A 20,564-nucleotide genomic window follows, 5' to 3' on the forward strand; every position below is an offset into this window, starting at 1 on the left:
CCCGGGAGGCTCCTTTGCACCGCCGCGACCGCCGCCACGACCGCCCCGCACGCCGCCGCACCGCGCTCGCCCTCTCCGCCGCGTTCCTCGCCGCGGCCCCGCTGCTCACCGCGTGCGGCGGCGAGGCCCATCCGGGCGCCGCGGCCGTCGTCGGCGGCGAGCGGATCGACGTCTCCGCCCTCCAGGCCCAGGTGAAGGCCGCCCGGGACGCCCAGGCGAAGTCCCCGCAGTCCGCCGAGCTGATCGCCGCCACCGGCGACCTCGGCCGGCAGAAGCTCAACGGCATGATCTTCGACCGGATCCTCGACAAGGTCGCCGCCGACCAGGGCGTCACCGCCAGCCGCGCCGAGCTCCAGGAGACCCGCGAGGCCTTCGTCCGCGAGAACGGCGGCGAGGACGGCCTGGCGGCCCTCCTGCTCCAGCAGCAGGGCGTCGCCCCCGGCCAGGTCGACGAGGTCGTCCGCCGCAACGTCCTCATGACGAAGATCATCGAGAAGCAGGGGATCGCCGAGACCCCCGAGGGCCAGCAGAAGCTCCAGGCGCTCTTCGCCGACGCCTCCGCCTCCCTCGACATCGACGTGAACCCCCGCTACGGCGCCTGGGACGACACCAAGGTCCAGCTCGACACCGGCGCCGACACGGCCCCGTGGCTCCTGAAGGTCTCGAAGGACCCGGCGGCCGCGGGACCGGAGCAGCTTCCCGGCTGAGCCCGGCCCCGGGGTAGGTTCGGAGGGTGACTTCCGAGAACCCCGGCCGCGTCGTCCTGCTCACCGCCAGCCACCGGGTGGCGCCCGGACTGCTGTCCTGGCCCGCCTGGCAGGCGCTGCGGGACGCCGACCGGGTGCTCTGCCCCGACGAGCACCACCCCCAGCTGCCGTACCTGCGGGAGGCGGGCGTCGCCGTCGAGCACGTCCGCCCCACCGCGGAGGAGCTGGCCACCGCCTGCGCCGGCGGCCGCACCGTCCTGGTGCTGCCCTCCGGCGAGGGCGACCGGGCGCTCACCGACGGCCTCGCCCGGCTCGCCGGCTCCGGCCGGGTCGCCATGCCCGACCTGGAGCTGCTGCCCGGCTCCTACGACCTCCCCGGCGCCCGGCTCCTCGACCTCGTGCAGATCATGGACGTCATCCGGCGCCAGTGCCCCTGGTCCTCGCTCCAGACCCACCAGGGGCTCGCCAAGTACGCCATCGAGGAGGCGTACGAGCTCGTCGAGGCGATCGAGACGGGCGACCGGCACGAGCTGCGCGAGGAGCTGGGGGACGTCCTCCTCCAGGTCGTCTTCCACGCGCGGATCGCCGAGGAGGACGCCGAGGAGCCGTTCTCCGTCGACGACGTGGCCGCGGGACTCGTCGAGAAGCTGATCCAGCGCCACCCCCACATCTTCGGCGACGCGACCGCCGAGACCCCCGAGGACGTCCGCGCCCACTGGCTGCGCACCAAGGCCGAGGTGAAGCGCAGGGAGTCGGTGACGGACGGCGTCCCCGTCGGCCAGCCCGGCCTCGCACTCGCGGCCAAGCTCGCGAGCCGCGTCCGCACCGCGGGCCTCGACGCGCCGCCGCCGCACGGCGAGGGCATCGGGTACGAGCTCCTGGCGCTCGCGGTCCGCGCGGAGGCCGAGGGCGTGGACCCGGAGGCGGCGCTGCGCGCGGCGGCCCGGGCGTACCGGGACGCGATCCGGGTGGCGGAGGGCGTCTGAGCCGGTCCCCGGCGACGGGGCCCGGGGCGACGGCGCGGCTGGGGGCGCCCCTCCTCGGGAGTGCGTGCCGGGCGCCGCGGGCCCGGCACGGTCCGGAAGGCCCTAGCGCGGGGCCCGGGCCGCCGGGTCGTGCCAGCGGGCCGCGGGGCGCTCCAGGAGCCATTCGGCGCGGCTGGCGGGCCGGGGCGCGGAGCGGCTCACCGGCGGGAGGAGGTCGTGGCGGGTGCGGGCCGGGTCGGCGCCCAGCTCCGCCAGGACCTCGGCTACCTCGGTGACGAAGCCGGGCGGGCCGGCCAGGTGCACGTCGTGGTCGGGCCAGCGGCCGCAGGCCCGCAGCGCGGTGAGGAGGCGTTCGGTCGCCTGGTCGCGCGGGTGGCGGGGGGCCGAGGCGATGTACGTGACGCTCAGGCCGGGCAGCCGGGTGGCCAGCCGTTCCAGCTCCGCCCGCCCGTACAGGTACTCGCGGGAGCGGGCCACCGCGAAGATCCGGCCCGCGGCCTCCGGGTCGGCGTCGGCGGCCTCCTCCAGGAGCGCCTTGACCGGCGCCCAGCCCGTGCCGGCGCATATGTAGGTACGGAGCCCGCCCGGCGCCGTCCGGTGGGTCGCCGCCCCGCCGGCCGCGCTCAGCCGCAGCGTCTCGCCCGGCCGGACCTCGTCCACCAGGGCCGTGGACATGACCCCGCCGGGGATCCGGCTCACGTGCAGGTCGAGGGTGCCGTCCGCGCGGGGCGCGTTGCCGAGCGAGTACGTGCGCCACACCCGCGGGACCCGGAGCGAGCTGACGCCGGCGTACTGGCCGGGGAGGAAGGGGTACGGCCGCCGGGGGCGGAGGGTGAGGACGGCGAGGTCCTCGCCGTGCCGCCGGTGGCCGACGACGTCCGCGTCCCACCAGGCGGGCTCCCCGGTGCGGGCGGCCTCGTCCGCGCCCCGCAGCATCAGGTCCGCGATGTGGCCGTACGCCTCCGACCACGCCTTCTCCGCCTCGATCGTCCACGTCGAGCCGGCGGTGTGGGCGAAGGCGGCGAGCAGGCTCTCGCCGACCGCCGCGTACAGGGCGGGGGTGGCGAGGTACTTCCGGTGGTCGCGGCCCAGCCGCCCCAGATAGGCGGCCAGGCCCGGGTCGTCCAGCCCGGTCACCACATGGGTGAGGGCGGCGAAGAGCCGGTCGCGCTGCGGGACCATGTCCTCGGGGAAGAGCGCCCGTACGCCGGGGTTGCGCCAGAAGAGGTGTGAGTAGAAGTAGGTGACGGCGTGTTCGGCCCGTCTCTCGACGACCGCGAACGTGCTTCTGAGCAAGGCGAGGTCCACGCGGGAAATGTAGGGCACGGCCCGTCACGACGTGATCACCAGCCGCTGATCACGTCAGGTCGGCCGGCGGGGGGCGCCGGGCCGGACGGTACGGTCGGGGAGTGAGTGAAGGACCCGCCCCGACGCCCGGTACGCCCCGAGAGCCCGGAACGCCCGGTACGAACGGAAACCCCGGAACGCCCTCCGCGGTGGACCCGGCCGCCGCCCCCGCCGCGACGACCGGGGCGTCCGGTGCCCCCGGCGGCTGTCCCGTCTCCGGCGGCGCGGCGGGCGGCGCCGGAGACGGGCCCGTACCCGCCCTGTTCAGCTGGGAGTTCGCGGCCGACCCCTACCCGGCGTACGCCTGGCTGCGGGAGCACGCGCCGGTGCGGCGGACCACGCTGCCCAGCGGGGTCGAGGCGTGGCTCGTCACGCGGTACGCGGACGCCCGGCAGGCCCTCGCCGACCAGCGCCTCTCGAAGAACCCGGTGCACCACGCCGAGCCGGGCAAGACCGGCATCCCGGGCGAGCGCAGTGCCGGGCTCATGACCCATCTCCTCAACATCGACCCGCCGGACCACACCCGGCTGCGCCGACTGGTGTCGAAGGCCTTCACCCCGCGCCGCGTCGCCGCCTTCGCGCCGCGCGTGCAGGAGCTCACCGACCGGCTCATCGACGACTTCGCGGCGCGGGGCAGCGCGGACCTCATCCACGAGTTCGCCTTCCCGCTGCCCATCTACGCCATCTGCGACATGCTCGGCGTGCCCGCCGAGGACCAGGACGACTTCCGGGACTGGGCCGGGATGATGATCCGGCACGGCGGCGGACCGCGTGGCGGCGTCGCCCGGTCGGTGAAGAAGATCCGCGGGTATCTGGCGGAGCTCATCCACCGCAAGCGGGAGGCCCTGCGGCAGGACGGCGCGGACGACCTCATCTCCGGACTCATCCGGGCCTCCGACCACGGCGACCACCTCACCGAGGCCGAGGCCGTCGCCATGTGCTTCGTCCTCCTCTTCGCCGGCTTCGAGACGACCATCAACCTCATCGGCAACGGCACCTACGCCCTGCTGCGCAACCCCGGGCAGCGCGCCCTCCTCCAGGACGCGCTCGCCGCCGGCGGGACCGGCCTCCTGGAGACCGGCGTCGAGGAGCTGCTGCGCTACGACGGGCCGGTCGAGCTGGCCACCTGGCGGTACGCGACCACCGCCCTCACGATCGGCGGGCAGCCGATCCCGGCCGGGGACCCGGTCCTCGTCGTGCTCGCCGCCGCCGACCGCGACCCCGACCGCTTCGGCGCCCCGGACACCCTCGACCTCGCCCGCAAGGACAACCAGCACCTCGGGTACGGGCACGGCATCCACTACTGCCTGGGCGCGCCGCTCGCCCGACTGGAGGGGCAGACCGCGCTCGCCACCCTCCTGACGCGCCTGCCGGACCTGCGGCTCGCGGTCGATCCGGACGAACTGCGGTGGCGCGGCGGGCTCATCATGAGGGGGTTGCGCACGCTTCCGGTGGAGTTCACCCCTTCCGCACCCCGACACGGAGGATGACGGCGTGTCAGAAATGTGATCTTCGCGTGATCGCGAAGCCACCGACTTGTGACGGACGTTCGAATGCGGCTACGTTCGCGCCAACGTTCGGCCCCACCACGGCCGTCACCGCCGTCACCGCCGTCACGCGAAAGGCCCCGACATGCTTTCCGGAAACGGACGACACCGTCGACCCCGTCAGGCTCCCGCGCTCGTCGTCACCGCCGGAGTGACCGGATCCGCCCTGGCACTGCCGCTCCTCGCCACCGGCTCCGCCTCCGCCGCCGACGCGGCCACCTGGGACCGGGTCGCCGCCTGCGAGTCCGGCGGCCAGTGGAGCGCCAATCTGGGCAACGGCGCGTACGGCGGCCTCCAGATGACGCAGGAGGCGTGGGAGCGGCACGGCGGGCTCGCGTACGCCCCCAGCCCCGACCTCGCCAGCCGCGCCCAGCAGATCGCCGTCGCCGAGGTGGCGCTCTCCGCCGGCAGCACCGACTGGGACACCTGCGCCCCGATCGCGGGCCTGAAGAACGACGGCAAGCCCACGGGTGTGCGGCCGGGCCCCGCCGTCCAGCAGGAGGACGAGGGCGGGGTGGCGCCGGAGTCCAACTGGACCGGCGGCACCGCCGTGCCCTCCGCGCCCGCCGAGGTCGAGGAGGCCGAGGAGGCGACGGAGACGACGCCGCGGGCCCCCGAGGCCGTGGAGGAGAAGGGGAGCGGCACCACCGCCCCGACGGCCCCGGCGGCCCCGACCGCCCCCGTCGCGCCCGCGACGCCGCCTTCCGCCGGCGCCACCACCCCGCCGCCCGCGACCGCCACCCCCGACGCGCCCACCGGCACCACTCCGGCGGCCCCGGACGCCTCCACGGGCACGCCGGGCACGCCCGGCGCCCCGGAGGACACGCCGGAGGCCCCCGAGGCCCCCCTGGCGCCCACCACCCCGGTGACCCCCGGCGCGGAGGGCACGCCTGACGCGCCGTCGGCGACGCCGGGCACGGGCAAGCACCGGGGCGAGGCCGCCCCGGAGGAAAGTGGCGTAACGGACACTATGCAGGATTACGGGCGACATGCCGCAGCTGCGGACAAGGTCACATCAACTACCGTCAAGTCGGACGCAAGTGACGCCTACACCGTGCGGCCGGGTGACAGCCTGTCGGAGATTGCTCAGGAGAACGATCTTGTCGGCGGCTGGGACGCCCTCTACGACGCCAACCGCCAGACGGTCGGGGCCGATCCGGACCTCATCCTCCCTGGTCAGAGCCTTGAGCTGAAGGCGGACGCCGCGGCGAAGTGAGGGCGCTTCAGGGGTGTATGTCCGCTTTTAGGAAAGTGAGACATGGGTCTCTTCGCCCCAACTGGCGTGTCGCGTCCGCAAACTTTGCTTCCGTCAGGCCTCACCTGCGCAAACGAGGTCTGACGGAGTGCAAGTAAGGGCGTTTTGTCCGACGTAAGCCTCTTTGAACTTCGAGCACCTGTGTGTCTACGGTCGTCACCGCTCGCCACCGCGGGCCCCGTCGACCGAAACGCCGAGTCCTGCCGTCGGTCGCCGGGAACTGTCGTCGCGAAAGCGCCGCAGGCAGGAGTGGGGGACCCAAGGTTCGTGCCGGTCCCGGCCGTCGACCAGACGGACGGAACGACCGGCTAGGGGTGAAGCCGCACGCAAGGACGTGTGGCCGGGCGAACTCTTCAAGCCCGAACCCGACAGCTCACCTCACAGGCGTCGGTGAAGAGGAAACTCCATGCTGTTCTCCGGCACGGGCAAGCGTCGTCGTCCCTCCAAGGCCACCCGCGTCGTCGCCCTCGTCGGCGTCACCGGCGCGGCCGTCGCCGCCCCGCTGATGGCCGCGGGCACCGCTTCCGCCGCCACCGCCTCCGAGTGGGACCGCGTCGCCCAGTGCGAGTCCGGCGGCAACTGGTCGATCAACACCGGCAACGGCTACTACGGCGGCCTCCAGTTCTCGGCCTCCACCTGGGCCGCGTACGGCGGCACCGCCTACGCCCCCACGGCCAACCAGGCCAGCAAGTCGCAGCAGATCGCCGTGGCCGAGAAGGTCCTCGCGGGCCAGGGCAAGGGCGCCTGGCCGAGCTGCGGCGTCGGCCTCTCCTCCGCCTCCTACGACGGTGGCGCCGCCGAGGCCGCCGCCCCGCAGCAGCAGAGCGCCCCGCAGCAGAGCGCCCCGAAGCGCTCCGCCGAGCAGCCCGCCACCCGCAGCGAGCAGCGCCAGGCCCCGAAGCCGCGCACCCAGGCCGCTCCGCAGGCCGCCGCCAAGAAGACCGTCACCACCCCGACCGGCAAGAAGGTCAAGAAGGGCGACGGCGAGTACAAGGTCGTGGCCGGCGACACCCTCAGCAAGATCGCCAAGGCGCAGGGCGTCGACGGCGGCTGGGCCGAGCTCTTCGAGCTCAACGAGGACGTCGTCGAGAACGCCGACCTGATCTACCCGGGTCAGCAGCTCCACCTGAAGTGAGCCCCGCGGCACCGGTGAGTCCGGCGGCTCACCGGCGCCCGACGACCCTCCCGCGGTGACCACCCCGGTCCCGAGCCCCTTCCCCCGTGGCTCGGGACCGGGGTTCCGTCGTTACCGTCCAGTAGTTCACGGTCCTTTCGTCCCCTCCTGCATGCTCTTGGGCCCTTTTTCGTCCCAGGGGACGGGCGGTCGGCTGGCTGGAGCGCCGGAGCCGGTTAGGCTCTTGTCGCAAGGCGAACGAGACCTTGCGACCCATGCGTCACACCTAGCGTCACATCCCAGAAGGAGATGCTCGTGCCGTCCATCGACGTCGTCGTAGCCCGGGAAATCCTGGACTCCCGAGGCAACCCCACGGTCGAGGTCGAGGTCGGCCTCGACGACGGCAGCACCGGCCGTGCTGCCGTGCCGTCCGGTGCCTCCACCGGTGCGTTCGAGGCCCTGGAGCTCCGCGACGGTGACCAGAACCGCTACCTCGGCAAGGGCGTCGAGAAGGCCGTCCTCGCCGTCATCGAGCAGATCGGCCCGGAGCTCGTCGGCTACGACGCCACCGAGCAGCGCCTGATCGACCAGGCCATGTTCGACCTGGACGCCACCCCGGACAAGTCGTCGCTCGGCGCCAACGCCATCCTCGGCGTCTCGCTCGCCGTCGCGCACGCCGCCTCCGAGGCCAGCGACCTCCCGCTCTTCCGCTACCTCGGCGGACCGAACGCGCACCTGCTGCCCGTTCCGATGATGAACATCCTCAACGGTGGGTCGCACGCCGACTCCAACGTCGACATCCAGGAGTTCATGATCGCCCCGATCGGCGCGGAGTCCTTCTCCGAGGCCCTCCGCTGGGGCACCGAGGTCTACCACACCCTCAAGTCCGTCCTGAAGACCAAGGGCCTCTCCACCGGCCTCGGCGACGAGGGCGGCTTCGCCCCGAACCTCGGCTCCAACCGTGAGGCGCTCGACCTCATCCTGGAGGCCATCAAGCAGGCCGGCTACGTGCCCGGCAAGGACGTCGCCCTCGCCCTGGACGTCGCCGCCTCCGAGTTCTACAAGGACGGCAAGTACCTCTTCGAGGGCAAGGAGCGCTCCGCCGCCGAGATGACGGAGTACTACGAGGAGCTCGTCTCCGCGTACCCGCTCGTCTCCATCGAGGACCCGCTGTTCGAGGACGACTGGGCCGGCTGGAACGTCATCACCGAGAAGCTCGGCGACAAGGTCCAGCTCGTCGGCGACGACCTCTTCGTCACCAACCCCGAGCGCCTCGCCCGCGGCATCGAGGAGAAGTCCGCCAACGCCCTCCTGGTGAAGGTCAACCAGATCGGCTCGCTGACCGAGACCCTCGACGCCGTCGAGCTCGCCCAGCGCAACGGCTTCAAGTGCATGATGTCCCACCGCTCCGGCGAGACCGAGGACGTCACCATCGCCGACCTCGCCGTCGCCACCAACTGCGGCCAGATCAAGACCGGCGCCCCGGCCCGCTCCGAGCGCGTCGCCAAGTACAACCAGCTGCTGCGCATCGAGGAGATCCTCGACGACGCCGCCGTCTACGCCGGCCGCAGCGCCTTCCCGCGCTTCAAGGGCTGACCTGCCCGGCGCCTGTAGTTACGTACGTCCCCGCACACGGTCCCGTACCGTGTGCGGGGACGTACGCGCGATCAGGGGAGGCGAGACGGCATGGCCGTGAAGAACGGGGACCGGTTCTCCACCGCGACCCGGATCAGGCTGCTCGGCGAGCAGACCGCGGCCCGTGTCTACCGCTCCCAGACCCGCCGCCAGGCCCGGCGCTCCCGGCTCACCGGCCGCGCCGCCTTCCTCGCCCTAGTGGTCTGCTCCCTCGTCGTCGCCCTCGCCTACCCGATAAGGAGCTACGTCTCCCAGCAGGGCGAGATCGCCGAACAGGAGCGCAGGGCGGCCGAGGCGGCCCGGCGGGTCGAGGAGCTGCGGGACGAGAAGGCCCGCCTCCAGGACCCGGCCTACGTCCGGCGCCTCGCCCGCGAGCACCTCCACTACGTGCTCCCCGGCGAGACCGGCTTCACCGTGAACGACCCCGGGGCGGCCGACCGCCCCCGCGCCGACCAGGGCACGGCCGACCGGCCCTGGTACGACAACCTCTGGGACGGCGTCGACCACGCCGACCGCAACTGAACCGACCCAGGATCCGAGACATGGACACGCCCCCTCCGCAGACCGAACGCACCGAGCCCACCGAGGCGGACGTCGCCGCCTTCGAAGCCCAGCTCGGCCGCCCGCCGCGCGGTCTGCGCGCCATCGCGCACCGCTGCCCCTGCGGCAACCCGGACGTCGTCGAGACCGCGCCCCGGCTGCCCGACGGCACCCCCTTCCCGACCACGTACTACCTCACCTGCCCCCGGGCGGCCTCGGCCATCGGCACCCTGGAGGCCAACGGGGTCATGAAGGAGATGCAGGCCCGGCTCGCCACCGACCCCGAGCTCGCCGCCGCCTACCGCGCCGCGCACGAGGACTACCTCGCCCGCCGCGACGCCATCGAGGTCCTGGAGGGCTTCCCCAGCGCCGGCGGCATGCCCGACCGCGTGAAGTGCCTGCACGTCCTCGTCGGCCACTCCCTCGTGGCGGGCCCCGGCGTGAACCCCTTCGGCGACGAGGCCCTCGCGATGCTCCCCGAGTGGTGGGCCAAGGGACCGTGCGTGAACCCGTGCGCGGACCACCGCCCGGACGACGAGGAGTCCGTCAAGTGACCCGGGTCGCCGGAATCGACTGCGGCACCAACTCCATCCGCCTCCTCGTCGCCGACGTCCACCCGGAGACCGGCGAGCTGGTCGAGCTGGACCGGCGGATGACGATCGTGCGGCTCGGCGAGGGCGTCGACAGGACCGGCCGGCTCGCCCCCGAGGCCCTGGAGCGGACCTTCGCCGCCTGCCGCGAGTACGCCGCGGTCATCCGGGAGCTCGGCGCGGAGCGGATCCGCTTCGTCGCCACCTCCGCCTCCCGCGACGCCGAGAACCGGCAGGACTTCGTCGACGGGGTCGTCGCGATCCTGGGCGTCGAGCCCGAGGTCATCTCGGGCGACCAGGAGGCCGCCTTCTCCTTCACCGGCGCCACCGGCTCGCTGCCCGGCGACGACCGCCGCCTGGTCGTGGACATCGGCGGCGGCTCCACCGAGTTCGTCGTCGGTACGCGGGAGGTCGAGGCCGCCCGCTCCGTCGACATCGGCTGCGTCCGGCTCACCGAGCGGCACGTCCGCCACGACCCGGTGACCGCCGAGGAGGCCGAGGCGATCCGCGCCGACGTCCGCGCCGCCCTCGACCTCGCCGCCGAGACCGTGCCGATCGACTCGGCCGCCACCCTCGTCGGCCTGGCCGGCTCCGTCACCACGGTCGCCGCGCTCGCGCTCGGCCTGCCGGAGTACGACTCCACGAAGATCCACCACTCCCGGATCCCCGCCGACCGGATCGCCGAGGTCACCGGCCGGCTGCTCGCCTCCACCCACGAGGAGCGGGCCGCGATCGCCACCATCCACCCCGGCCGGGTGGACGTCATCGTGGCCGGCGCGCTCGTCCTCCAGGAGATCGTCGAGCGGGTCGGAGCCGCCGAGGTGGTCGTCAGCGAGCACGACATCCTCGATGGGATCGCCCTATCCGTGGCATAGCGGGCAGCTATCGAGGCCCCGGCGACAGCCTGTCGGAAAAGCTTCGTGAAGTTCTTCACAAGGAAAAGGGCCCTGATGGCACCTAGGGGAGGTCTTCGGACCCTCCGAGGGGGCCCTCAGGGCCCTTTCGTAGGCGCGGAGGCCCCATCGCTCGACGTTTCCATCGTGTGAACGCACCTGCTGGTTCAGCGTTAACGGGCGCTCTCCAGGCCAGTTCAATGGGGGTGAACAACGTTCACCAGTGCATTCCGGTTCCTTTGCACGCCATGACCTGGATCACGTGGGCGGCGGAGTGTAGCAGAGTCCCCTCGGAAGCTTGTGAAGGGGCGCACGAGGTGACCCCGCCGAGTGGGTGGATACTCGATGGCATGAGCACCACGGAGCGTCCCAGGATCCTCATCGTAGGCGGCGGGTACGTTGGCCTGTACGCCGCGCGGCGCATCCTCAAGAAGATGCGTTACGCCGAGGCGACCGTCACGGTCGTCGACCCCCGGTCGTACATGACCTACCAGCCCTTCCTCCCCGAAGCCGCCGCCGGCAGCATCTCGCCGCGCCACGTCGTCGTCCCGCTGCGACGCGTCGTGCGCGGAGCCGAGGTGCTCACCGGCCGGGTCACCACCATCGACCAGGACCGCAAGGTCGCCACGATCGCGCCGCTCGTCGGCGAGGCGTACGAGCTGCCGTTCGACTACCTGGTCATCTCGATGGGTGCCGTCTCCCGCACCTTCCCGATCCCCGGCCTCGCCGAGCAGGGCATCGGCATGAAGGGCATCGAGGAGGCCATCGGTCTGCGCAACCACGTCCTCGAGCAGCTGGACAAGGCCGACTCGACCACCGACGAGGAGGTCCGCCGCAAGGCCCTGACCTTCGTCTTCGTCGGCGGTGGCTTCGCCGGTGCCGAGACGATCGGCGAGGTCGAGGACATGGCCCGCGACGCCGCGAAGTACTACCAGAACGTGTCGCGCGAGGACATGCGCTTCATCCTGGTCGACGCCGCGGACAAGATCCTCCCCGAGGTGGGCCCCAAGCTCGGCCAGTACGGCAAGGAGCACCTGGAGAGCCGCGGCATCGAGATCTACCTGGAGACCTCCATGGACTCCTGCGTGGACGGCCACGTCGTGCTCAAGAACGGCCTGGAGGTCGACTCCAGCACCATCGTGTGGACCGCCGGCGTCAAGCCGAACCCGGCGCTCGCCCGCTTCGGCCTCCCGCTCGGCCCCCGCGGCCACGTGGACTGCAACGAGAAGCTCCAGGTCAACGGCATGGACTACGTCTGGGCCGCGGGCGACAACGCCCAGGTCCCGGACCTGGCCGCGATCAAGGCCGGCGTCCCGGCCGAGCGCGCCTGGTGCCCGCCGAACGCCCAGCACGCCCTGCGCCAGGCCAAGATCCTCGGCGACAACGTCGTGTCCGGCATGCGCGGCTTCCCGCAGAAGGAGTACAGCCACGCCAACAAGGGCGCCGTGGCCGGCCTCGGTCTGCACAAGGGCGTCGCCATGATCGTCATGGGCAAGTTCAAGATCAAGCTCAAGGGCCGTCTCGCCTGGTACATGCACCGTGGCTACCACGGCATGGCGATGCCGACCTTCAACCGCAAGATCCGCGTCTTCGCCGACTGGACCCTCGGCATGTTCCTCAAGCGCGAGGTCGTCTCGCTCGGCGCCATGGAGACGCCGCGCGAGGAGTTCTACGAGGCCGCCAAGCCCGCCCCGGCCCCCGCCGCGGCGAAGGCCCCGGAGAAGGCCAAGGCGTCGTAACACCCCCCGCAGTACCGAAGGGCCGTCCGTCATCCGTGGTGCGGGCGGCCCTTCGGCGTGTTTTGCACACTCCTTGCGTCGCGGCGGGATGGGAAACCCCTACGGACGGTGTTCCCTTGGTGACGAACCAATCTGGGGCAAGGACCACGGAGGTGCTTCACCATGGCCGACGCCGCGACGCGGCTCGCGACCCTCGCCGAGGATCTGCTGGGAAGTCCCCTGCCGCTGCGCCTGCGCGCCTGGGACCGCAGCGAGGCAGGGCCGGCGGGAGACGGACCCGTGCTCGTGATCCGGGACCGCAAGGCGCTGCGCCGCATGATCTGGAAGCCCGGCGAACTGGGCCTCGCCCGCGCCTGGGTGGCCGGCGAGATCGACGTCGAGGGCGATCTCTACGAGGCCCTCGACCGGCTCTCCGGACTGATCTGGGAACGCGGCGAGGAGACCCGCGGCCTGCTCGCCACCGCGCGTGACCCGCGGATGCGGGCCGCCGCCGGGGAGCTGCTGCGGCTCGCCGGACCGCTGCCGCCGCCGAAGCCGCCGGCCGAGGAGGCCAGGGGCCGCAGCGGCGGACGGCACAGCAGACGCAGCGACCGGCAGGCGATCAGCCACCACTACGACGTCGGCAACGACTTCTACGCGCTGGTCCTCGGCCCGTCGATGGTCTACTCGTGCGCCTACTGGACCGACGGCGGGACTCTGGAGGAGGCCCAGCGCGCCAAGCTGGACCTCGTCGCCCGCAAGCTGGCCCTGAAGGAGGGCGACCGGCTCCTCGACGTCGGCTGCGGCTGGGGCTCGATGGCGATCCACGCGGCCCGCGAGTACGGCGCCCGGGTCGTCGGCATCACCCTCTCCCGCGAACAGGCCGCCTTCGCCCGCAAGCGGATCGCCGAGGAGGGGCTCACCGACCGGATCGAGATCCGGGTCCAGGACTACCGTGACGTGCCCGACGGGCCGTTCGACGCGATCTCCTCGATCGGCATGGCCGAGCACGTGGGAGCGGCGAAGTACCGGGAGTACACCGACCTCCTGTACGGCCTCCTGAAGCCCGGCGGACGGCTCCTCAACCACCAGATCTCGCGCCGCCCGGAGCCCGACGAGGAGGCGTACCGGGTGGACCCGTTCATCGACGCGTACGTCTTCCCCGACGGCGAACTCGCCCCGATGGGCCGCACCCTGACGGCCCTGGAGGACGCCGGCTTCGAGGTCCGGGACGTGGAGGCGCTCCGCGAGCACTACGCGCTGACGCTGCGCCGCTGGGTGGCGAACCTGGAGCGGGACTGGGAGCGGGCGGTGCGGCTCACCTCGCCCGGGCGGGCCCGGATCTGGCGGCTCTACATGGCGGCCTCGGCGGTCTCCTTCGAGCGCAACCGGATCGGCGTGAACCAGTTCCTGGCGGTGAGGACGACGCCGTCGGGGACGAGCGGGCTGCCGCTGCGGTCCCGGGAGTGGACGGAGTAGCGCGAGGGCCGGTGCCCCCTCGGGGACACCGGCCCTCCTTCTCGTACCGCCGCCGCTACTCGGCCTTGATGGCGGAGAGCATGTTCAGGCGGGCGGCGCTGCGGGCGGGCCACAGCGAGGCGAGCACGCCGACCAGGCCGGCCAGGAGGAGGAAGATCCCCACCCGGTCCCAGGGCACGACCAGGGCGTACCCCGGCAGGCTCGACTCGAAGGTCTTGCCGATGGCCCAGGCGAGGAAGGTGCCGAGGCCGATGCCGACGATCGCGCCGAAGACCGAGATGACCACGGCCTCCAGGCGGACCATGCGCTTCACCCGGCGGCGGTCGAGACCGATCGCCCGGATCATGCCGATCTCCTGCTGCCGCTCGAAGACGGACATCGCGAGGGTGTTGACGACGCCGAGGACGGCGATGATCAGGGCCATCGCGAGCAGGCCGTACATGATGTTCAGGAGCAGGTTGATCTGCCCGCCGAAGGTGTCGCGGATGTCCTTCTCGTCCATGACGGAGATGGCGGGGTTGTCGCCGAGGGCCTTGGTCAGCGCCCGCTCGTGCGCGCCGCTGGGGCCGCCGTCGGTGGAGACGAAGATCTGCGGGATGTACTTCTGCGGGTCGTGCGCGTCGAGGATCTTCGCGTCCACGAGGACGGGCGACAGGAACTCGCTGTCCTTGTAGATCGCGGTGACCTTCAGCGCGCCCTTCTTCTTGTCCAGGTACTCGACCGGGACGGAGGCGCCGACCTTCAGGCCGCGCTTGGCGGCGGTCTTGTCGGCCACGGCGATCTGCCCGTCGGCGAGCCCGGCGAGCGAGCCCTGGAGCACGTCGACCTTCAGGACCTTCTCGATGTCGCCGGGCGTGACGCCGGAGGCGGAGACGTACGTCCCCTTGAGGTCGAAGGCGCCGGCCTGCTGCGGGGAGACCGCGGTGACGCCCGGGGCCTTCTCCAGGGCCGCCAGGGTCTCCTTCGACAGGCCCCCGCCGCTGGCCATGGAGACCATGTAGTCGGCCTTGATCTGCTCGACGGTCATCTTGTCGAGGGCCTGCCCGGCGCTGACGCCGATCACGGTGAGGCCGGTGACCAGGGTGAGGCCGATGGCGAGCGCGGAGGCGGTGGCGCCGGTGCGGCGCGGGTTGCGGACCGCGTTGAGGCCGGCGAGCTTGCCGGAGATCCCGAAGGCCTTCACGAAGAAGGGGCGGATCAGGGCGATCACGGGCCGGGAGAGGAAGGGGATGAGGATGATGACGCCGATGAGGGTGGCGAAGGCACCGCCCGCGATGGTCATCCGGCCCTCGTCGCCGCCGGCGTTCGCGCCGAGCACGATCAGGACGGCGCCGATCGCGGTGATCGCCGCGCCGATCGCGTTCCGCACGACGAGCGACTTGGCGTTCGGGGTGGCGTGCACGCTGTTCATGGCCGCGACCGGCGGGATCTTCGCGGCGCGGCGGCCGGGCAGCCAGGCGGCCAGCATGGTGATGACGACGCCGACGCCGAAGGCGGCGAGGAGCGGGGTGGCGCCGAGGACCAGCTCGCCGTCCGGGACCTTCATGTCGAAGGCGGCCATGCCGGAGCGCAGGCCCACGGCGAGCCCGATGCCGAGGACGTAGCCGACGGCGGAGGCGACCAGGCCGACGATCCCGGCTTCGGCGAGGACGGAGCGGGTGATCTGCTTGCGCGAGGCGCCCACGGCCCGCATCAGGGCGAGCTCCTTGGTGCGCTGGGCGACCAGCATGGTGAAGGTGTTGGAGATCAGGAAGACGCCGACGAAGAGCGCGATGCCGGCGAAGGCGAGGAGCGTCTGGTTGAGCGCGCCGAGACCGGACTCGATGTCGCGGGCCTGCTCGTCGGCGAGGGCCTGCCCGGTCTGCGCGGTGGCGGCCTTCGGGACGACCTTCAGGACCTCGTCGCGGAGCTTCTCGTCGTCCGCGCCGGCCGCGGCCGAGACGTTCAGGTCGGAGTAGTAGCCGGGCTTCAGGTAGAGCTTCTGGGCGACCGGGGCGTCGAAGACGACGAGGCTGCCGCCGGCGTTGACGGCGCCGTCCTCCGTGGTGAAGACGCCGGCGAGGGTGTACTCCTTCACCGGGCCGTTGGTGGCGACGCGGACCCGCTCGCCGACCTGGTAGCCGCCCTTGTCGGCGGTCTCCTTGTCGAGGGCGATCTGGTCCGGTCCGGCGGGGCCGTTCCCGGAGGTGAAGGCGAGGGCGGGGTCCTTGCCGTCGGCGCCGGGGGCGAAGTTGGTGCCCTTGTTGGACCAGCCGGAGCCGATCAGCTTCCCCTTCGCGTCCGGCACGCCGGCGAAGCCGTCGACGCGGGGCTGGACGCCGGTGACGCCGTCGAGCTTCGCGACCTTGTCGACGACGGCCTGGGAGAGGCCCGGGTTCTCGGCGGCCTCCTCCGGGTCCGGCCGCATGCTCACGGCGACGGCGACGTCGTCGTAGCTCTTCGCGGCCTGGCCGCGGAAGGCCTGGGAGAGGGTGTCGGTGAAGACGAGGGTGCCGGAGACGAAGGCGACGCCGAGCATCACGGCGAGCACGGTCATCAGCAGCCGCGCCTTGTGCGCGAGCACGTTGCGCAGGGCGGTACGGAACATGGGTGAGGTCCTGGAGGAAGGCGGGACGGAAGTCAGGTGCGGGGCCGGCGCGTCCGCGTCAGCTCGTACGGCCCTTGGCGTCGAAGGCCTTCATGCGGTCGAGCACGCCGTCGGCGGAGGGGTGCAGCATCTCGTCGACGATCCGGCCGTCCGCCAGGAAGATCACCCGGTCGGCGTAGGAGGCGGCGACGGGGTCGTGGGTGACCATGACGACGGTCTGGCCGAGCTCGCGCACCGAGTTCCGCAGGAAGCCGAGGACCTCGGCGCCGGAGCGGGAGTCCAGGTTTCCGGTGGGCTCGTCACCGAAGATGATCTCCGGCTGGGAGGCCAGGGCGCGGGCGACGGCGACGCGCTGCTGCTGGCCGCCGGAGAGCTCGGTCGGGCGGTGCTTGAGGCGGCCGGAGAGGCCGAGCATGTCGATGACCTTCCGGACCCACTCCTGGTCCGCCTTGCGGCCGGCGATGTCCATGGGGAGCGTGATGTTCTCCATGGCGGTGAGGGTCGGCAGCAGGTTGAACGCCTGGAAGATGAAGCCGATCTTGTCCCGGCGGAGCTGGGTGAGCTGCTTGTCCTTGAGGGTGGACAGCTCGGTGTCGCCGATCCGGACCGAACCGGAGGAGAAGGAGTCGAGGCCGGCGACGCAGTGCATGAGCGTCGACTTGCCGGAGCCCGAGGGGCCCATGATCGCGGTGAACTCGCCCTGGCGGAAGTCCACGCTGACCCGGTCGAGCGCGACCACCTGGGTCTCGCCCTGGCCGTAGACCTTCGAGAGCTCCGTGGCGCGGGCGGCCACCGCGGTGGTGCGGGGCACGGTGGGGGTGGTGGTCACGTGGGGACTCCTGTCACGACGTTCGATCGGATGAGCGGCGACCCGGTGTTCCGGGAACCACTCCATCGTTTCGAACGTTCGCGCTCCGGTCGTCCGCCCACGTGCCCGTTCCCAGGGCCCTCTCGGGTCGGACCGCGCCCCTCGCGCCTCCTCCTCTGGTATGACGGCGACCCCGACGAGAGGGCCGCGGCGCGAGGTGACACACCTGCGGCGAGATCTGGTCAATCCGGGGGTGGTGGCTTTGCGCCCGCGACCTCGGCGGCAGTTCGCGAAAACCCTGCTCACCTGCGCTGACGCACCCTCAGACGTCAATAAAATAAGACAACATCGCGCCCTCGTTACCGCTGAACGAGGGAAGGGCCCCGATAGGCTCCTGTGCCAACGCGGAGCAATCGCGGCAACGCCCGGATGGTGGAATAGCAGACACGGCGAGCTTAAACCTCGCTGGCCTTCGGGCCGTACCGGTTCAAGTCCGGTTCCGGGCACCACCCGGCCCCAGAGACCCTGCGGCCGGACGCACCGCCCCTCCCCCCGCTCTCCCTCTCTCCTCGGCCCCGCTCGCCCTCTCCACCGCCTTCCCAAAAGATCCTCCCCGAGCACTAGAGAGTTTCTTTTGCCTACGCATTACCCTTGACGCAAGGCCGCGCAGTGCGGCCGTCCATGGAGGAGTGAGATGAGGAGCAGCAACCCGGTCTTCTCGCGACGGGGGTTCAGCCGCGACAACGGCTACGCGGGCTTCAACGCGCAGCAGCCGCAGGCCGGGGGCCCCGCCGTCGGAACGAACCCGTACGCGACCGGCAACCCGTACGCCGAGGGCACGACCAACCCGTACGCCACCAACCCCTACGCGCCGCAGGACGTCCAGGCGGGCGCCCCGCAGCAGGCGCGCGGCAATGTGATGACGATCGACGACGTCGTGAGCCGTACGGCCATGACGCTCGGCACGGTCGTGCTCACCGCCGTCCTGTCCTGGCTGCTGCTGCCGGTCGACCCCGCGAACCTCGGCAAGTCCTATGGCATCGCCATCGGCGCCGCCCTGGTCGCGCTCGTCCTGTCGCTCGTGCAGTCCTTCAAGCGCAAGCCGTCGCCGGCGCTGATCCTGGCCTACGCGGCCTTCGAGGGCGTCTTCCTCGGCGTGATCTCGGCCGCCGTCTCGACGTACATCGCCGACGGCGTGGTCATCCAGGCCGTGCTCGGCACGATGGCGGTCTTCGCCGGTGTGCTCATCGCGTACAAGATGGGCTGGATCCGGGTCAACCGCCGCTTCACCGGCTTCGTGATGGCCGCGGCCATGGGCTTCATGCTGCTCATGGTGGTCAACCTGCTGTTCGCGGTCTTCGCGGGCGGCGACGGCCTCGGCTTCCGCAGCGGTGGCCTCGGCATCCTCTTCGGTGTCATCGGCGTCATCCTGGGCGCCTGCTTCCTCGCCCTCGACTTCAAGCAGGTCGAGGACGGCGTCACCTACGGCGCCCCGCGCGAGGAGGCCTGGCTGGCCGCCTTCGGCCTCACCATGACCCTGGTGTGGATCTACCTGGAGATGCTGCGTCTGCTGTCGATCCTGCAGGGCGACGACTGACGCACCCCGTGACTCGGGGGAAGGGCCCGTCCGGCAGCCGCCGGGCGGGCCCTTCCGCGTGCGCGCCGGGCGGTAGGGTCGGCCGGGTGCTGGATACGAGTGAACTGACCGCCGCCGTGGAACGCTTCGCCGACCGGCTGCGGGCGGCCCCGCAGAGCCGCCTCCAGCGGGGCGCGGCCGACGAGGGGCTGGCCCTGGCCCGGGAGCTCGCCGTACGGGCGCAGGCGGCGGAGACGCCGGGCCAGGAGCCCCGGATCATCCCCGACGCGGGCGTCTTCGCGGTCGCCGACCAGCTGGCCGTCGCCGGCACGGACCTCGCCGAGGTACTGCGAACGGCCCCGTCCCCCTCCCGCGAGCGGGAGCTGGACGAGGCCGTGCGACTGGTACGGGAGGCGCTGGAGCGGTCGGGGCTGTAGCGGCGGCGGGGGATCCGCGGCGGCCCGCTCGGGATCCCCTCGGCCGGGGTGTCACCCCGGCGCGCGGTGAATCAGAGGGACGCGATGACGCGGTCCGCGAGGATGTAGACGTTCTCCTCGTCCGTGTCGCCGTACGAGAAGGTCAGGGCGAAGGCGCCGGAGACTCCCGAGCCGCCGAGGAGGACCGGGGTGCGGCCGGCGCGGAGGGCCTCCGCCAGGCGCTCGGCGGTCTCCCGGTGGCCGGGGGTCATGCAGAGCGTCGTGCCGTCGGCGAAGACGTACACGTCGAGGGTGCCGAGCGGGCCGGGGCGGACGTCCGTGAGGGCCGTGGCCGTGTCGGCCAGCTCCTCCAGGCGCGCCACCGTGCGCTCGTGGTCCGTGACGACCGGCGTCTGCACCGGCACGAAGTCCGGGTGCGAGGGGTGCCGGCGGCGGGCGGCGGCCAGCTCCGCCGAATCCTCGGGGTACTCGGGGAAGTCGTCCACCGGGTCGGCGATGCCGTCGAGCGCCGCCGCCTCGGCCTCCAGGGCCTCCAGGGCCATCGCCTCCAGGCCCACGAAGTCCGTCTGGCGCGGCACGAACAGCCCGGTGGGCTCCTCGCCGCCCAGGCCGCCCAGGAGGGCGGAGGGCGCGTCGGCCGCGTCCCGGGCCTCCTGCGCCGCCCAGAAGGCCCGCGCCTCGGCGAGCTCGCGCTCGCGCTCCTCGGCCAGCGCCTCGGCGACCGCGGCCCGTATCTCGGCGGCGGGCGAGGTGCGGGCCGCCGGGACCGTCACGCCGCGGTCCGCGGCGAGCTCGGTGCGCAGGGCGGTGACCTCCTTGCGGAGACCCCGCACGTGGTGCAGGGCAGCAGCGCCCACGGCCGTGGCAGCGGCCGTGGTCAGCAGCAGGGCAAGAGACATGGCGCTCACTGACGTACTCCCGATTCGAGTCGATCCCCCGACTTCCTACATCAGCTTGTCGCGCCTCGGGAGCCCCTGTCAGTGCATTACGTCACGAAACGGACAGGTATTTTGGCCGGGCGTTTGGGCCCACAACTACCCTGACCTGCGAAAACGAACTCCCCCGGGATGTATGTCACATCCTGGGGGAGATTCGGTCACGGCTTGGACGCGGGGTGGTTGACGCCCTCGGCCCATGGAGAAAGCGGCCGCCTACCCTCCGCTACGGCTCAGCTCAGCCGCTCGCTTCGATGGTCGCGCTGAGCCTCGCCTCCGCTGCGGGCAGGTGCCGCCTTCGTTCCTCAGGCGACCCCTACCCTCCGCTACGGCTCAGCTCAGCCGCTCGCTTCGATGGTCGCGCTGAGCCTCGCCTCCGCTGCGGGCAGGTGCCGCCTTCGTTCCTCAGG

General features: G+C 72.3%; 17 protein-coding genes, 1 tRNA gene and 1 riboswitch. Of the genes, 14 read left to right on the forward strand and 4 right to left on the reverse strand.

Annotation, left to right across the window (positions count from 1 at the left end):
* Positions 1-14 precede the first annotated feature (14 nt).
* Both ACFZCF_RS28410 and ACFZCF_RS28415 read left to right on the forward strand, forming a co-directional pair.
* On the forward strand, positions 15-707 hold the full coding sequence (locus ACFZCF_RS28410; protein ID WP_391289745.1) for a SurA N-terminal domain-containing protein: 693 nt from the start codon (positions 15-17) through the stop codon (positions 705-707).
* 26 nt (positions 708-733) lie between these two features.
* A complete protein-coding gene (locus ACFZCF_RS28415) occupies positions 734-1,693 on the forward strand; it encodes a nucleoside triphosphate pyrophosphohydrolase (protein ID WP_391289747.1) in 960 nt (319 codons plus the stop codon).
* Positions 1,694-1,795: 102 nt separating this feature from the next.
* Here ACFZCF_RS28415 and ACFZCF_RS28420 read toward each other — a convergent pair whose 3' ends face one another.
* A complete protein-coding gene (locus tag ACFZCF_RS28420) occupies positions 1,796-3,001 on the reverse strand; it encodes a globin domain-containing protein (protein ID WP_391289750.1) in 1,206 nt (401 codons plus the stop codon).
* Positions 3,002-3,189: 188 nt separating this feature from the next.
* Between ACFZCF_RS28420 and ACFZCF_RS28425 the strand changes: the two genes are divergently transcribed.
* The 9 genes from ACFZCF_RS28425 to ACFZCF_RS28465 all read left to right on the forward strand — a co-directional run bounded on the left by ACFZCF_RS28425 (position 3,190) and on the right by ACFZCF_RS28465 (position 13,811).
* Positions 3,190-4,530 carry a cytochrome P450 gene (locus tag ACFZCF_RS28425; protein WP_388449282.1) on the forward strand — a complete coding sequence of 447 codons (1,341 nt, stop codon included), beginning with the start codon at positions 3,190-3,192 and terminating at the stop codon, positions 4,528-4,530.
* A gap of 142 nt (positions 4,531-4,672) precedes the next feature.
* Entirely contained in the window at positions 4,673-5,803 is a 1,131-nt protein-coding gene (locus tag ACFZCF_RS28430) for a transglycosylase family protein (RefSeq protein ID WP_391289751.1), read from the forward strand.
* Between the two features lie 264 nt (positions 5,804-6,067).
* Positions 6,068-6,244, forward strand: a riboswitch (cyclic di-AMP (ydaO/yuaA leader).
* A gap of 4 nt (positions 6,245-6,248) precedes the next feature.
* Positions 6,249-6,977 (forward strand): transglycosylase family protein, encoded by a 729-nt coding sequence (locus tag ACFZCF_RS28435; RefSeq protein WP_388449105.1) that lies wholly within the window; start codon positions 6,249-6,251, stop codon positions 6,975-6,977.
* Between the two features lie 288 nt (positions 6,978-7,265).
* Positions 7,266-8,552 (forward strand): phosphopyruvate hydratase, encoded by a 1,287-nt coding sequence (gene eno, locus ACFZCF_RS28440; RefSeq protein ID WP_031013622.1) that lies wholly within the window; start codon positions 7,266-7,268, stop codon positions 8,550-8,552.
* Positions 8,553-8,642: 90 nt separating this feature from the next.
* Entirely contained in the window at positions 8,643-9,113 is a 471-nt protein-coding gene (locus ACFZCF_RS28445; protein ID WP_388449102.1) for a septum formation initiator family protein, read from the forward strand.
* Between the two features lie 20 nt (positions 9,114-9,133).
* Positions 9,134-9,685, forward strand: coding sequence for a DUF501 domain-containing protein (locus ACFZCF_RS28450; protein WP_388449100.1), 552 nt, complete (start codon positions 9,134-9,136; stop codon positions 9,683-9,685).
* Positions 9,682-10,596 carry an exopolyphosphatase gene (locus tag ACFZCF_RS28455; protein WP_391289754.1) on the forward strand — a complete coding sequence of 305 codons (915 nt, stop codon included), beginning with the start codon at positions 9,682-9,684 and terminating at the stop codon, positions 10,594-10,596. Before ACFZCF_RS28450 ends, ACFZCF_RS28455 begins: the two co-directional genes overlap by 4 nt.
* 368 nt (positions 10,597-10,964) lie before the next feature.
* A complete protein-coding gene (locus tag ACFZCF_RS28460; protein ID WP_189950587.1) occupies positions 10,965-12,353 on the forward strand; it encodes an NAD(P)/FAD-dependent oxidoreductase in 1,389 nt (462 codons plus the stop codon).
* A 162-nt stretch (positions 12,354-12,515) separates the two neighbouring features.
* The gene (locus ACFZCF_RS28465; RefSeq protein ID WP_391289757.1) at positions 12,516-13,811 is read left to right on the forward strand and encodes a class I SAM-dependent methyltransferase; all 1,296 of its coding nucleotides are present in this window, start codon (positions 12,516-12,518) and stop codon (positions 13,809-13,811) included.
* A gap of 55 nt (positions 13,812-13,866) precedes the next feature.
* Here ACFZCF_RS28465 and ACFZCF_RS28470 read toward each other — a convergent pair whose 3' ends face one another.
* Positions 13,867-16,398, reverse strand: coding sequence for an ABC transporter permease (locus ACFZCF_RS28470; RefSeq protein WP_388449094.1), 2,532 nt, complete (start codon positions 16,396-16,398; stop codon positions 13,867-13,869).
* Between the two features lie 58 nt (positions 16,399-16,456).
* Positions 16,457-17,227 (reverse strand): ABC transporter ATP-binding protein, encoded by a 771-nt coding sequence (locus ACFZCF_RS28475; RefSeq protein WP_388449092.1) that lies wholly within the window; start codon positions 17,225-17,227, stop codon positions 16,457-16,459.
* Between the two features lie 402 nt (positions 17,228-17,629).
* Here ACFZCF_RS28475 and ACFZCF_RS28480 point away from each other — a divergent pair.
* From ACFZCF_RS28480 to ACFZCF_RS28490, 3 genes are all read left to right on the forward strand, one after another.
* A tRNA-Leu gene (locus ACFZCF_RS28480) sits at positions 17,630-17,715 on the forward strand.
* A gap of 185 nt (positions 17,716-17,900) precedes the next feature.
* Positions 17,901-18,803, forward strand: coding sequence for a Bax inhibitor-1/YccA family protein (locus tag ACFZCF_RS28485; protein WP_388449090.1), 903 nt, complete (start codon positions 17,901-17,903; stop codon positions 18,801-18,803).
* Between the two features lie 86 nt (positions 18,804-18,889).
* Complete coding sequence (locus ACFZCF_RS28490; RefSeq protein ID WP_388449088.1) at positions 18,890-19,219, forward strand: hypothetical protein; 330 nt, start codon at positions 18,890-18,892, stop codon at positions 19,217-19,219.
* A 71-nt stretch (positions 19,220-19,290) separates the two neighbouring features.
* Here the strand turns inward: ACFZCF_RS28490 and ACFZCF_RS28495 are convergent, their stop codons facing one another.
* Positions 19,291-20,127: a hypothetical protein gene (locus tag ACFZCF_RS28495; RefSeq protein WP_388449086.1), complete on the reverse strand. Its 837-nt coding sequence runs from the start codon at positions 20,125-20,127 to the stop codon at positions 19,291-19,293.
* Between the last annotated feature and the right edge of the window lie 437 nt (positions 20,128-20,564).

Source organism: Streptomyces sp. NPDC007945 (assembly GCF_042958885.1).
Classification (GTDB): Bacteria; Actinomycetota; Actinomycetes; order Streptomycetales; family Streptomycetaceae; genus Streptomyces.